Annotated in this window: 9 protein-coding genes and 1 riboswitch; of the genes, 6 read left to right on the top strand and 3 right to left on the bottom strand. The window is 34.3% G+C overall.

The annotated features are described in order from the left end of the window. The first annotated feature begins 259 nt into the window (after positions 1–259). The gene (locus EKM05_RS10115; RefSeq protein WP_126554972.1) at positions 260–1,885 is read left to right on the top strand and encodes a site-specific DNA-methyltransferase; all 1,626 of its coding nucleotides are present in this window, start codon (positions 260–262) and stop codon (positions 1,883–1,885) included. A 2-nt stretch (positions 1,886–1,887) separates the two neighbouring features. After that, positions 1,888–4,521, top strand: a complete 2,634-nt coding sequence (locus EKM05_RS10120) for a DEAD/DEAH box helicase (RefSeq protein WP_126554974.1) — start codon at positions 1,888–1,890, stop codon at positions 4,519–4,521. Positions 4,522–4,638: 117 nt separating this feature from the next. Here EKM05_RS10120 and EKM05_RS10125 read toward each other — a convergent pair whose 3' ends face one another. Together EKM05_RS10125 and EKM05_RS10130 are read right to left on the bottom strand one after the other, a co-directional pair. Next, positions 4,639–5,253, bottom strand: coding sequence for a deoxynucleoside kinase (locus EKM05_RS10125; protein WP_126452993.1), 615 nt, complete (start codon positions 5,251–5,253; stop codon positions 4,639–4,641). Next, positions 5,253–6,044: a hypothetical protein gene (locus EKM05_RS10130; protein ID WP_126554976.1), complete on the bottom strand. Its 792-nt coding sequence runs from the start codon at positions 6,042–6,044 to the stop codon at positions 5,253–5,255. The genes EKM05_RS10125 and EKM05_RS10130 overlap by 1 nt, the downstream gene beginning before the upstream one ends. A 114-nt stretch (positions 6,045–6,158) precedes the next feature. Between EKM05_RS10130 and EKM05_RS10135 the strand changes: the two genes are divergently transcribed. Beyond that, the gene (locus tag EKM05_RS10135) at positions 6,159–6,440 is read left to right on the top strand and encodes a hypothetical protein (RefSeq protein ID WP_233590901.1); all 282 of its coding nucleotides are present in this window, start codon (positions 6,159–6,161) and stop codon (positions 6,438–6,440) included. Between the two features lie 262 nt (positions 6,441–6,702). Here the strand turns inward: EKM05_RS10135 and metK are convergent, their stop codons facing one another. Further along, positions 6,703–7,953: a methionine adenosyltransferase gene (gene metK, locus EKM05_RS10140; protein ID WP_126554978.1), complete on the bottom strand. Its 1,251-nt coding sequence runs from the start codon at positions 7,951–7,953 to the stop codon at positions 6,703–6,705. Positions 7,954–8,701: 748 nt separating this feature from the next. Here metK and EKM05_RS10145 point away from each other — a divergent pair. The 3 genes from EKM05_RS10145 (at position 8,702) to thrA (ending at position 12,725) form a co-directional block, all read left to right on the top strand. Further along, a complete protein-coding gene (locus tag EKM05_RS10145) occupies positions 8,702–8,911 on the top strand; it encodes a hypothetical protein (protein WP_126554980.1) in 210 nt (69 codons plus the stop codon). Between the two features lie 232 nt (positions 8,912–9,143). Next, positions 9,144–9,251, top strand: a riboswitch (SAM riboswitch). A gap of 78 nt (positions 9,252–9,329) precedes the next feature. Beyond that, the gene (locus EKM05_RS10150; RefSeq protein WP_233589333.1) at positions 9,330–10,292 is read left to right on the top strand and encodes an alpha/beta fold hydrolase; all 963 of its coding nucleotides are present in this window, start codon (positions 9,330–9,332) and stop codon (positions 10,290–10,292) included. An 18-nt stretch (positions 10,293–10,310) separates the two neighbouring features. After that, positions 10,311–12,725 carry a bifunctional aspartate kinase/homoserine dehydrogenase I gene (gene thrA, locus EKM05_RS10155; RefSeq protein WP_126554984.1) on the top strand — a complete coding sequence of 805 codons (2,415 nt, stop codon included), beginning with the start codon at positions 10,311–10,313 and terminating at the stop codon, positions 12,723–12,725. The last annotated feature ends 183 nt before the right edge of the window (positions 12,726–12,908 follow it).

Below are 12,908 nucleotides of genomic sequence, written 5' to 3' on the forward strand. Positions count from 1 at the left end.
GCTAAAATAACAAAATATAATATTGAAAAGATAAACAGATAATTTAACAAATAAAAATATAGCGTTTCGCTAAAGATTTCCCCGCTTTCTTAAATCAGCAAAATTTAAAAATGTAGCACTGGGAACTCAAAGCAGAAACGCCTACGGTAAGCGTGGGCGGTTCTCTTTGTTTGTGCTACAAGGGTTTTTGCTGAACCTAAGAAAGTCAAACATGTGGGAATTTAGCCCACGTGTTGTTTTTGGTAAAACCAAAAAATAAATGCCTACACTACACTGGATTGGTAAAGACAAAATTATCAATCATCATCAAAAAGTTCCTTATAAAGTCCTGAATCACGAATTTGGTTTTTCTGAAAATGAAAAATCGGAAACTCCTATTGCTTCTGGAAACCTTATTATCAATGGGGATAACCTTGAAGCGTTGAAATCTTTATTGCCCAAATACGAAGGAAAAGTTAACTGCGTTTACATCGATCCGCCATACAATACAGGAAACGAAAGCTGGGTGTATAATGACAATGTCAATTCTCCGAAGATTAAAAAATGGTTAGGCAAAGTCGTGGGCAAAGAAAGTGAAGACTTGACCCGACATGATAAATGGTTGTGTATGATGTATCCACGATTAAAATTGCTTCATAAACTATTGACCAAAAATGGTGCTATTTTTATCTCAATTGATGACAATGAACAAGCCAATTTGAAATTAATGATGGATGAGGTTTTTGGTGGTGGAAATTTTGTTAGTAATGTAATTTGGCAAAGGGCTTACTCTCCAGTTAATCTTAAAAAGACATTTTCGCAAAATCACGATTTTGTTATATGTTATTGTAAAAATTATTCTCTTTTTGAAATGAATGGACTAGAAAGGAGCGTGGAGGCGGATGACAGATATAAAAACCTAGATAATGATGAAAGAGGTTTGTGGACTTCAGGAGATTTAACAGTTGGTCCAGCTGTAGATACTAAACTGTATAAAATTGTTAGCCCATCTGGAAAAGAGTTTTATCCACCAAAAGGGAGATGTTGGGTTATTACTGAAGATCGTTTTAATGAATATTTAGAGGATAACCGTATATGGTTTGGGGAGAAGGGTAATAATATGCCTAGACAAAAAAGATTTTTATCAGATGTCAAAGATGGCATTACACCAATGACCGTATGGACATATCAAGAAGTTGGTCATACACAAGATGCTAAAAAAGAGATTAAATCAATTTTTTCTGAAAGTGACATCCCATTTGACACACCAAAATCAATAAAATTAATGGAAAGAATTATTCAGTTAGGTGCAAACAAAAACTCCATAATCCTGGACAGCTTTGCGGGTTCAGGAACGACAGCCCACGCGGTTTTAAACTTAAACAAACAAGACGGAGGCAATCGCAAGTTTATTTTGATAGAAATGGAGGATTATGCTGAAACTATTACTGCCGAACGTGTCAAAAGAGTTATTAACGGTTACGGCCCCCCAACCCCCAAAGGGGGAGAAAAAACCACAGAAGGAACTGGGGGAAGTTTTGATTATTACACTTTGGGCGAACCATTATTTGACGAACATAACAATCTAAACGAAACGGTTGGCATAGAGAAAATCAGGGAATATGTTTGGTTTGCTGAAACTCGAATCCCCACCCCAGCCCTCCCCGAAGGGGAGGGAGCCAGAACGGGAAAGGTTTACTTAGGTACTCACAACGATACTGCTTACTATTTTATCTATGAAAAAGACAGTCTGACAACATTGGATTATGAATCTTTAGCAGATTACGTTCAACAAAAAGCAGAGCGCTATATTATTTATGCCGATAATTGCTTGTTGCCGGAAACTTTTATGAGAGCCAAAAATATTGAATTCAAGAAAATTCCGAGAGATATAACTCGTTTTTAACTATGGAACTAAAAACCTATCAAAAGCAAGTAATCGACGATTTGCAACAGTATTTCGAGTATTTGCAAAACCATAAAAAAGCGGATAAAGCTTTCAATTCTTTTTGGCAGGAAAAAGTGGGCTTCTACAATCCATTAACTGGTGAAGGAATGCGTCCGTATCAAAATACCGTTCCAAATGCCGTTCATTTGAGCATAAAAGTGCCAACCGCTGGAGGAAAAACCTTTATTGCCTGCAATGCATTGAAAACTGTTTTTGATGCAATGCCAGAAACTAAGGCAAGAGCAGTTGTTTGGTTGGTACCTTGGAGCAATTTATTAGATCAAACGGTACGAAATCTTTCTAACCCCGATCATCCGTATTGTCAGAAACTGAACTCATTGTTCAATAACCGAGTTCAAGTCTATGAAAAACGAGATTTATTGCAAGGGGCTAATTTCAATCCATCATCGGTACAAGAGCAATTGAGTATAATGGTTGTAAATTTTGCTTCCATACGGGCCAAAAATAAGGAAGACAGAAAATTTAATGAGCAAAATTCTAATTTATCCAGTTTTTCCGATTTGATTGATGATGAGATTGTTTTAGAAGGCACCGAAAAAGAGGCGTTAATCAATGTTATTAGAAGTTTAAATCCAATTTTGGTTGTCGATGAAAGTCACAATGCCGAAAGTGATTTGAGTGTTGAAATGTTGAATAATCTCAATCCAAGTTTCATTTTGGATTTGACCGCAACACCTAAGCAAAATGCTAATATTGTAAGTTTAGTTTCGGCTATTGAACTCAAAAAAGAGCATATGGTTAAATTGCCTGTCATCGTTTACAATCATCAAAATATAGAAGGTGTTATAGAAAGTGCTTTGCATTTGCAAAACAAATTAGAAACAGAAGCTAAAATTTTGGAAGAAAATGGAGGGAAATACATTCGTCCAATAGTTTTGTTTCAGGCACAACCCAAAGGGAAAGAGGATAATACGACTTTTGACAAATTGAAAGCTCAGTTGATTGCAGTAGGAATTCCTGAAGAGCAAATCAAAATCAAAACGGCCAATAAAGATGAGTTGAAAAACGAGGATTTAATGAGCAAGGATTGTCCAGTTCGTTATATTATTACAATCAATGCCTTGAAAGAGGGCTGGGATTGTCCGTTTGCTTATATCTTGGCTTCCTTGGCGGACAAGTCATCGGAAGTTGATGTTACTCAGATTTTGGGTCGTGTTTTACGTCAACCGTATGTTATGAAACACAACAGCACTATGTTGAATTTGTCGTATGTAATTACGGCCTCGGTTAAGTTTCAGAATACGTTGCAAAATATTATAAAAGGTTTGCAGCAATCAGGTTTTAGCGAAAAAGATTATCGTGATAAAGATATAATGGCAGAATTTGTAAAAGAAGAAGTGAAGCAAGAAACATTAGATAAATTCTTTTTTCCTGAACAGATAGAAGTTGTAGAAGAAGGTGTTATTGATATTCAAAAAATTCATTTCAATCCCAGTGAAATTAGTAACTCTCCCAATATTGCTGTATTTGAAATGGAAAAAATGGCAATTGAAGATAGTCTAAAAATGGAGATTCAAATTGCAAATCAAGATAATTCTAACACCGTTCAACAAATATATTCAGAGGTTGGTATGAAAGTGAAACAATATAAAATGCGGGAAAGTGTGGCTGAACAGGCTTCAGCAATTGTATTGCCAAAATTTGTAGTTGAAGTTCCTCAAAATGAATTTCTCTTTATGGAACAAGGTGACACACAATTATTAGACAGGGTCAATCTTTTGAAAGATTTTAAGCTTTCGGATAAAGATATTCAAATTCCTTTTAAAAGTATTTCTTCGGATTTATATAAAATTGATACTGAAAAAACGAATGACGGCGGTTATAAAATGGTTTCGTTCAAAATAGAAAATGTAGTGCAAGAAAAAATGACGGAATACATTTTAGCTAAACCTAAAGAAGGACAAATTAAAGATTTAACACATTTTGTAGTCAAGCAAATTGATAAATTACCACCTATTGCCGATAATGAAATTAAGAAATACGTCAATAGAATTTTAGAGAATATGACTGCCCAAGAGCTAATTGATTTCAATCAATATAAGTTAACGTATTCTGATTCGATTAAGGAAAAAATCAATCAATTAGCCGATATTTATGCGGAAGAAAAGTTTAAAGATTGGCTCGAAATTGATAAAATAAAAGCAAAAGCAATCTGGAAATTTGAAACAGCCATAATTCCGCCAAGAATTGGGAATGACATTGGTAATTCATTGTATGTTCACGAAGGGGATATGAACGGATTAGAAGAGCAATTTATTTTGGAGATTTCCAGTTCATCAAATATTGCTTTTTGGCATCGTAATTTAGGAAGAGGTAAAGGATTTTCTTTGAATGGTTATAAATCGAATCATTATCCTGATTTTATTTTGGTAACTAAAACTAATAAAGTAATCGTTGTTGAAACCAAAGGTTCTCATTTAAATAATCCGGATACCGCAGCAAAGTTGAGGTTAGGAAAATCTTGGGCAAGGCTTTCGGGTTCTAATTATAATTATATGATGGTTTTTGATAAAAACGCAATTGATGGCGCCTATAATTTAGAGAAAGCAATAAGTTTGATAAAACAGATGTAGATTTGTGGAAATCGTTGTAAATATAAATGCCTCACAATTGCGAGGCATTTTTTGTTTTTATGTATTTTATCACCAGTTTCTACTCCCTCTCCTTCGGAGAGGGTTGGGGAGAGGATTCTAAAACAACCCGTTCAACTCCGCATCAATTCTATTAAAAATAGTTCCTAAATCTTCGGGATTATCAACAAAATTCATGTTATCCACATCAATAATTAATAATTTTCCTTTGTCATAGGTTTGAATCCAGCCTTCGTAGCGTTCGTTCAAACGACTCAAATACTCAATGGATATTGAGTTTTCATATTCACGGCCGCGTTTGTGTATTTGACCAACTAAATTAGGAATAGAACTCCTTAAATAGATCAATAAATCAGGGGCTTTAACCGTAGATTCCATTAATTCAAAAAGAGACGAATAATTCTGGAAGTCACGATTGGTCATCAAACCCATTGCATATAAATTAGGAGCAAAAATATGGGCATCTTCATAAATAGTTCGGTCCTGAATGATTTTTTTGCCACTTTCACGAATTTGCATCACCTGACGGAAGCGACTATTCAAGAAATAAATTTGTAAATTAAACGACCAACGTTCCATTTGATGGTAAAAATCATCTAAATACGGATTGTCTACTACGTCTTCATAATGTGGTTCCCACTTGAAATGTTTCGCTAATAAGCGTGTCAAAGTTGTCTTTCCAGAGCCTATGTTTCCTGCTATTGCTATGTGCATTACGGTAGTATGATTTTATAATTTGTAATTCCTTCAGCTGTAAAAATAGATAAAATTTGGTCTTTGTAATAGAATTTTTTAAAGGATTTTTCTGAAATTTCAATTTCAGTTTTTTGGTTTTTTTCCAAATCCTGCAAAATTAAAATCCCATTTTTAGAATAGATGATCTGATTTTCATTTATAATTTCAATCGAGTCAAAATCAGAAACTTTTCCTTTGTTTGCTATTTTGCCAAAAATATCGCAAGTGTACCAGTTGTTTTTACCGTCCATCCAATAGAAGATGTTGAAATCTGAAGCGTAATTCTTAATGCTTTCTGTAAAAGGAACTGAAATAGTTTTGTAATCCTTGTTCAAATAATCATATAATCCCAGTTGCTGATTCATACTGTTGTAAACCCACAACTGATTCATTGATGCAATTCCAATCGCAGTAGCTACAATTGGAATTGTATTTTCTGAAAAATTTATTTTTTGAATTTCATTCAGTTGATTATCCAAGATGACAACGGTATTGAAATTTTCGTAAAATAAAACAATTTTCAAAGGGTTATGCAAATCTATTTTTGTGATTCTACCCAAAGAAATATTTTTGTATTCTAAAGTATTCCGTGTTCCAATTTTAGAAAAAACATTGTTATGGATGGTGTAATAAAAACCAAATGAATCATAACCTAAAAACGCATCTCCATCAAATCGAATAGAATCGATTTTAATAGCTGTTAGTTTTTGGTTCTGACTAAAAACAAATGAAAATGAAGCGATAAACAGCAATAATATTACTTTTTTCATACAGCGAAATTACAATTAAACGGTATATAATTTTGATTGTTTTATTAATATTTTAACAGAATACTTGTAACAAAAATAGTGTTTTTCACTCTTATTCATTAAAACCCAATAGTTATGTATAAAGTAATTTACGCAATAATAGTAACAATTGCATCGTTTTTGGGGCTTCGCGCTCAGGAATTTCAAGGAATGGCAGTGTATGAATCAAAAACCAGTACCTCCGATTTCAAAACACGAATGGAAGGCAATAAGGATATGACTCCTGATATGCAAAAAATGATTGAGGAAAGTATGAAAAAAATGTTCGAAAAAACATTCATTCTTAATTTTGATAAATCGGCATCAATATACAAAGAGAAGAAAAACTGGATGCTCCCGGTCAAGGCGGTGGCGTAATGCGAATGATGTCGTGTATGACTGGCGGTGGCGGAACGTATTAAAAAAGGACTCGAAATTTGAGTATAGAATACAGGCAAATAACCTTTTAAATACGAGATCAAGATTAAACAACTCCTTTAGCGTAAATGGCTTTAATGCGAATGAAACGATTATTTTACCACGATTTGTGACCTTTATTTTAAAGTACAATATATAGCCAAATTAAAAAGGGGATTTTGACTGAACAAAATCCCCTTTTTCATTTTAAATCTGTACTGAATTACAATCCAAAAGCAGTTTTAACTTGGTCAACAAAATCTAATTTTTCCCAAGTGAATAAATCTACAGTAACCGTTTTTTCTAAGCCACCTGGAGCTTTAAATGTTTTAGTTACTGTTTCTGGAGTACGCCCCATGTGTCCGTAAGCAGCCGTTTCGCTATAGATTGGATTTCTTAATTTCAAACGTTGCTCTATAAAGTACGGGCGCATGTCAAAAATAGCTTCTACTTTTTTAGCAATTTCTCCATCGGTTAAGGTTACTTTTGAAGTCCCATAAGTTTCTATAAAAATCCCCATTGGTTTAGCAACACCAATTGCGTAGGAAACCTGTACTAAAATTTCGTCAGCAACACCTGCTGCAACTAGATTTTTAGCAATGTGACGAGTCGCATAAGCCGCACTTCTGTCTACTTTACTAGGGTCTTTACCAGAGAATGCACCACCACCGTGAGCACCTTTTCCACCGTAAGTGTCTACAATAATTTTTCTACCTGTTAGTCCAGTATCTCCGTGAGGTCCTCCAATGACAAATTTTCCTGTTGGATTGATGTGGTATTTAATTTGATCATTAAATAAATGAGCACTCGCTGGATTTTTTGCAATAATTCTTGGAATCAAAATTTCGATGATGTCCTTTTTGATTTTTGCAAGCATCGTAGCTTCTTCGTCAAAATCATCATGCTGTGTTGAGATTACAATAGCTTCAATTCGAGTTGGCTTGTTGTCATCACTGTATTCTAACGTCACTTGAGATTTAGCATCCGGACGCAAATAGGTGATTTCGTTATTTTCACGTCTTAAAACGGCCAATTCTTTTAATAATTTATGAGATAAATCTAGTGCCAAAGGCATGTAATTTTCTGTTTCATTTGTTGCGTAACCAAACATCATTCCTTGATCACCAGCACCTTGTTCTTCAGGATTTGCTCTATCAACACCTTGATTGATGTCAGCAGATTGTTCGTGTATAGCAGAAAGAATACCACAAGAATCCGCTTCAAACATGTAGGCGCTTTTGGTGTAACCAATTTTCTTGATTACATCGCGAGCGATTTGTTGCACATCTAAATAGGTATTTGATTTTACTTCACCTGCCAAGATTACTTGACCTGTAGTTACTAAAGTTTCGCAAGCTACTTTTGAGTCAGCATCAAATGCCAAAAAATTATCAATTAATGCGTCTGAAATTTGATCTGCAATTTTGTCTGGATGTCCTTCGCTTACAGATTCTGACGTAAATAAATAGGCCATAATAATTATTATTTTAAATTAAGCGAGAAAAAATAATTGCTAAAAAGGACTAAAGAAGAGTTTCTGCTTTAGCATTTTTTCTACTGAAAAACGTTCAGTATTCATAATGAATTTGTTTCATTATGAAGAGGTTGCAATCAGTTCAAATTTTTCCTCTTGTATTTGGTTGCAAATGTATGAAACCATTTTGAATTGCAAATTAATCTTTTGTTTTTTTTGAGAATAAATATTTTTCGGGTTCTAAATTATTAAGAAAAAATAATATTTAAAATAGTTTCGCTATTGTTTTCTTAAACTTATTTGGATATTTAAAAAATAATTTGCAATTTTGAAATTCTAATAAAGTAAAAATGAAATTTAATATTTGTAATATGTTTAAGGTCGCACAGGAAAATTCCTGAGGGTTGCGTATTGAATAATTTAAATCAAATTATATATCAAAAGCTTCCCGGATAACGGGAAGCTTTTTTTTTGAATAGTAATAAACAGAATAGATTTTTTAGTCACAAAAAGCCTCGATGAATAACCTAAAAAGCCAAAAAACAAATAACGCAACAGTCAATAACATGATTTGTGTCAATGCCATTATGTGTATTCGCGGCTGTTGATTCCAAAAGTAAGTGTATAACTTAAAACCCTTTTGGATATGGATCTAAAAGGGTTTTTTGTTTTTCTGATTTTTTCAAATCTCACAACAATTCATACAAGGAGACCAAAAATGAATATTAACACCTAACACCTAAAAATTATGAGCACAACAAAGTATTTTACAAAGACATTTCGGTTATTAAAAAGTATTAATTTTAGAAATAAAAAAGAAAAGGAAAACGATTCTAAGAATGAATTGATTCATCCTAGATTTGAGATCTCAAAGAACGATGTTTTGGCACAAAAAATAGTGACTAATTCATTGCTTTTCCTAATGTATTCCCAAGAGAATGAAGCGCTTTTTATTTAATAAATCCGAATTTATTTTTGGTTTTGAGATTTTCAAAGGATGTTTAAAAGTGTTGTTTTGACGAAGTAAGAAAACGGGATGAGTATTCTCATTACTTCGTCAGAATAACAATTGCGTGTGAATTGTTTTTTGTATTTATGGTGCCCAAAGAAATAAACGAATCCACATAAAAATTTGGTTGTTACAAAAAATAGTGGTTAATTTGCTACTTTAAGTTCAAAAACGTATTGAAATGTTATAAAGAAAGGCAGAGGGATTAGACCCGATGAAGCCTTAGCAACCCTTCGATTTATCGAAGAAGGTGCTGCATTCTACCACGCTCATCGTGGAAAGATAACACTAAGAATTAGTCTAGATAACGCCTGACTTTCTTTATAATATTTCCAAACACAGATCAAAAATCATAAAAGATTTGCCATTGGAAAATAAACCAACCTCTATTACATTTCAAAATTTCACCACTAAAAGTGGCGCTTTTTATGCTACCTTAAACGTAAGTTTTCAAGTTTTTGGGCCAGAATTGCATACGGCACCAATTGTTTTGGTCAACCATGCTTTAACCGGAAATTCACAAGTTGTGGGCGAAAACGGTTGGTGGAATGATTTAATTGGAGCACACAAAACCATAGATACTACAAAATATACAATACTCGCATTTAATGTTCCCGGAAATGGTTTTGATGGTTTTGAGATCGAAGATTATTTAGATTTTACTGCCAGAGACATTGCCAGGATTTTTATTGAAGGGATTCGGGTTCTGGATATTAAAAAACTATACGCCATTATTGGGGGTTCTGTAGGTGGCGGAATTGCTTGGGAAATGGTCGCTTTAGAGCCAAAAATCACACAGCATTTAATTCCTATCGCAACGGATTGGAAATCGACGGATTGGCTAATTGCCAATTGCTTTTTGCAGGAACAAATTCTCAACAACTCTTCAAAACCTATTGAAGACGCTCGCACTCATGCTATGTTATGCTATAGAACTCCGGAATCATTTGCTGCAAAATTTCAGCGAACCACCAATGAAGAATTGGGGATTTTTAATGTAGAAAGCTGGTTGCTACATCACGGCGAAAAATTGCAGAAACGTTTTCAAATTTCGTCATATAAAATGATGAATCAACTGTTGAAAACAATCGATATCACCAGAGACCGCACATCATTCGAAGAGATAACTTCAAAAATTGAAGCCGAGATTCATATTATTGGAATCAATTCCGACCTGTTTTTTACGGCAAATGAAAATAAAGCAACGTACAAGGATTTAAAAAAATATAAAAAGAGGGTTACCTATCAGGAAATAGTTTCCATCCACGGACACGACGCTTTTTTGATAGAGTACAAACAATTACACAATTTGCTTCAGGATATATTCTAAGCCAAAAAACAGAACACAATGAAAATATTGAAATTTGGAGGAAAATCGTTATCGAATGGCGACGGAATAAATAAGGTGGTTGCAATTATTATTGATAAAGTAAATCAAGGAGAGGAAATTGCTATTGTGGTTTCGGCGCGAGGAAATGCTACGGATGAATTAGAAGAAATTTTAAGTATTGCCGCTAAAAACGGAGTTTATAAACCTCTTTTTGATGATTTCAAAAAATACCAACAAGACGAATATCAAGACGTAGATTTATCCGAAGAGTTCCATGTTCTTGAAAAATTATTCGAAGGCGTCAGCTTAATTGGTGATTACAGCAACAAAATAAAAGACCAAATTTTATCAAAAGGGGAACTACTTTCGGCAAAATTACTGACGGCAATTTTGGTCGAAAATGGGATAAATGCCCGTTTTGCAGATACTCGGGAATTGATAAAAACCGATTCGAAATTTGGTGATGCACAACCTTTGGAACAAATTTCGAAGAAAAATGTCATCAATTATTTCAAACAAAATAACGGAACAACCGTAAATATTGTTACAGGTTTCATTGGTTCAAACACAAATAATGACACGACCACTTTAGGAAGAAACGGTAGCAATTACACCGCTTCGTTGATTGCGAATTATTTGAATGCGGACGAATTACAGAATTATACGCATGTAGACGGAATTTATACCGCTAATCCGGATTTAGTAGTTGATGCAAAGAAAATTGACCATTTGTCGTTTAATGAAGCCAATGAAATAGCCAATTTTGGTGCTACGATTCTTCATGCCAAAACGATCATTCCTTTGTTGGAAAAAAACATTCCGCTTCGTATCTTGAATACGTTCAACCATGAAAATAAAGGAACATTAATCACTTCCAATTCAAACAAGGAAGGGATCAAAACACTTTCGGTGCTTGAAAATGTTTCGTTAGTGAACCTGGAAGGAAGAGGATTACTGGGAAAAACAGGTGTTGATGCCCGTATTTTCAGAGTGATGGGCGATAATGATATTAGCGTAAGTATCATTTCTCAAGGTTCGTCAGAAAGAGGAATTGGTTTAGTTGTTGCCACTGATAAAGCGACAAAAGCAATGATTGAATTAGAGAAAGAATTCGAAAATGATTTCTATTCGAAAGATGTAAATAAAATCACGGTGACGGATGATGTTTCGGTGATTTCTATCATTGGTCAGGATTTAAGTACTTTTCACAAGCCATACACGGCGTTGATAAAAAATAAAATTGTCCCGATTCTTTTCAATAATACCGTTACGGGTAAAAACGTGAGTTTGGTGGTCAAAAAATCGCAATTGAACAAAGCTTTAAACGTGATTCACGGAGAGATTTTTGGAGTAGCTAAGAAAATCAATATCGCTATTTTCGGACATGGATTAGTTGGTGGAACGTTGATTAACCAAATATTGGAATCGGCAGCAACTATCGAGAAAAGAAAAGATATCAAACTGAATGTTTTTGCAATTGCCAATTCAAGTAATGTACTTTTGAATAAAAATGGCGTTACTCCAAATTGGAAAAATGAAATCCAGAACAATGGCTTTTCTTATACTATAGATGATGTAATTGCCTACGCAAATGAGCATCACTTGGAGAATTTGATTGCGATTGATAACACGGCAAGTGCTGAATTTGTTGGAAATTATATAAAATTAGCTGAAAACAGTTTTGATTTGATTTCGTCTAATAAAGTGGCCAATACGTTAAGCTATAGTTTTTATAAAAAATTACGAAAAGTGCTGGCGGATAATCAAAAGAGTTATCTTTATGAAACTAATGTTGGAGCAGGATTGCCATTGATTGATACGATTAAATTATTGCACCTTTCAGGAGAAAATATCACAAAGATTAAAGGTGTTTTTTCTGGAACATTGAGTTATTTGTTCAATAATTTTTCTGCAAAAGAGGCTTCGTTTAGCGAAATATTGAAGGAGGCCATTGACAATGGGTATACAGAGCCGGATCCAAGAGAAGATTTGTGCGGGAACGACGTAGGTAGAAAATTATTGATTTTGGCAAGAGAATTAGACTTGCAAAATGAGTTTGAAGAAATTGATATTCAAAATTTAATTCCAGAACATTTGCGTGAAGGCGATGTTTCGGATTTCTTGAATAAATTGACCGAGTTTGATCCAATTTATGCTAAAATAAAAGCCGACCAAAAGCCCAATCACGTCCTGCGATACATAGGCGAATTGTCAGGCGATTTGCAAAATGACAAAGGTAATCTAGAAGTAAAATTAGTTTCCGTACCTTCGGATACTGCTTTGGGAGGCTTAAAAGGTTCTGATTCTTTCTTCGAAATTTACACTGAATCGTATGGCGACAGACCAATCGTAATTCAAGGCGCAGGTGCAGGATCTGCGGTAACGGCGAGAGGTGTTTTTGGTGATATTTTGAGATTGTCGGATAAAGGGTAGCCCCCATACCCCTGAAGGGGGAATAAAAAGATTGCAGATTGCTTCGCCAGTTCGAGCAAGCTCTCGGGTGACGATTTTTGATTTAACATATATAAAAGTAAAATCTGCGTCCAAATAAATATAAATAATAAAAAAGGGACTGCCTCCAGTCTTGGCTCCCTTCCCTTCGGGGAGGGTTGGGGA

It is taken from the genome of Flavobacterium sp. GSP27 (genome assembly GCF_003970395.1).
Classification (GTDB): Bacteria; Bacteroidota; Bacteroidia; order Flavobacteriales; family Flavobacteriaceae; genus Flavobacterium.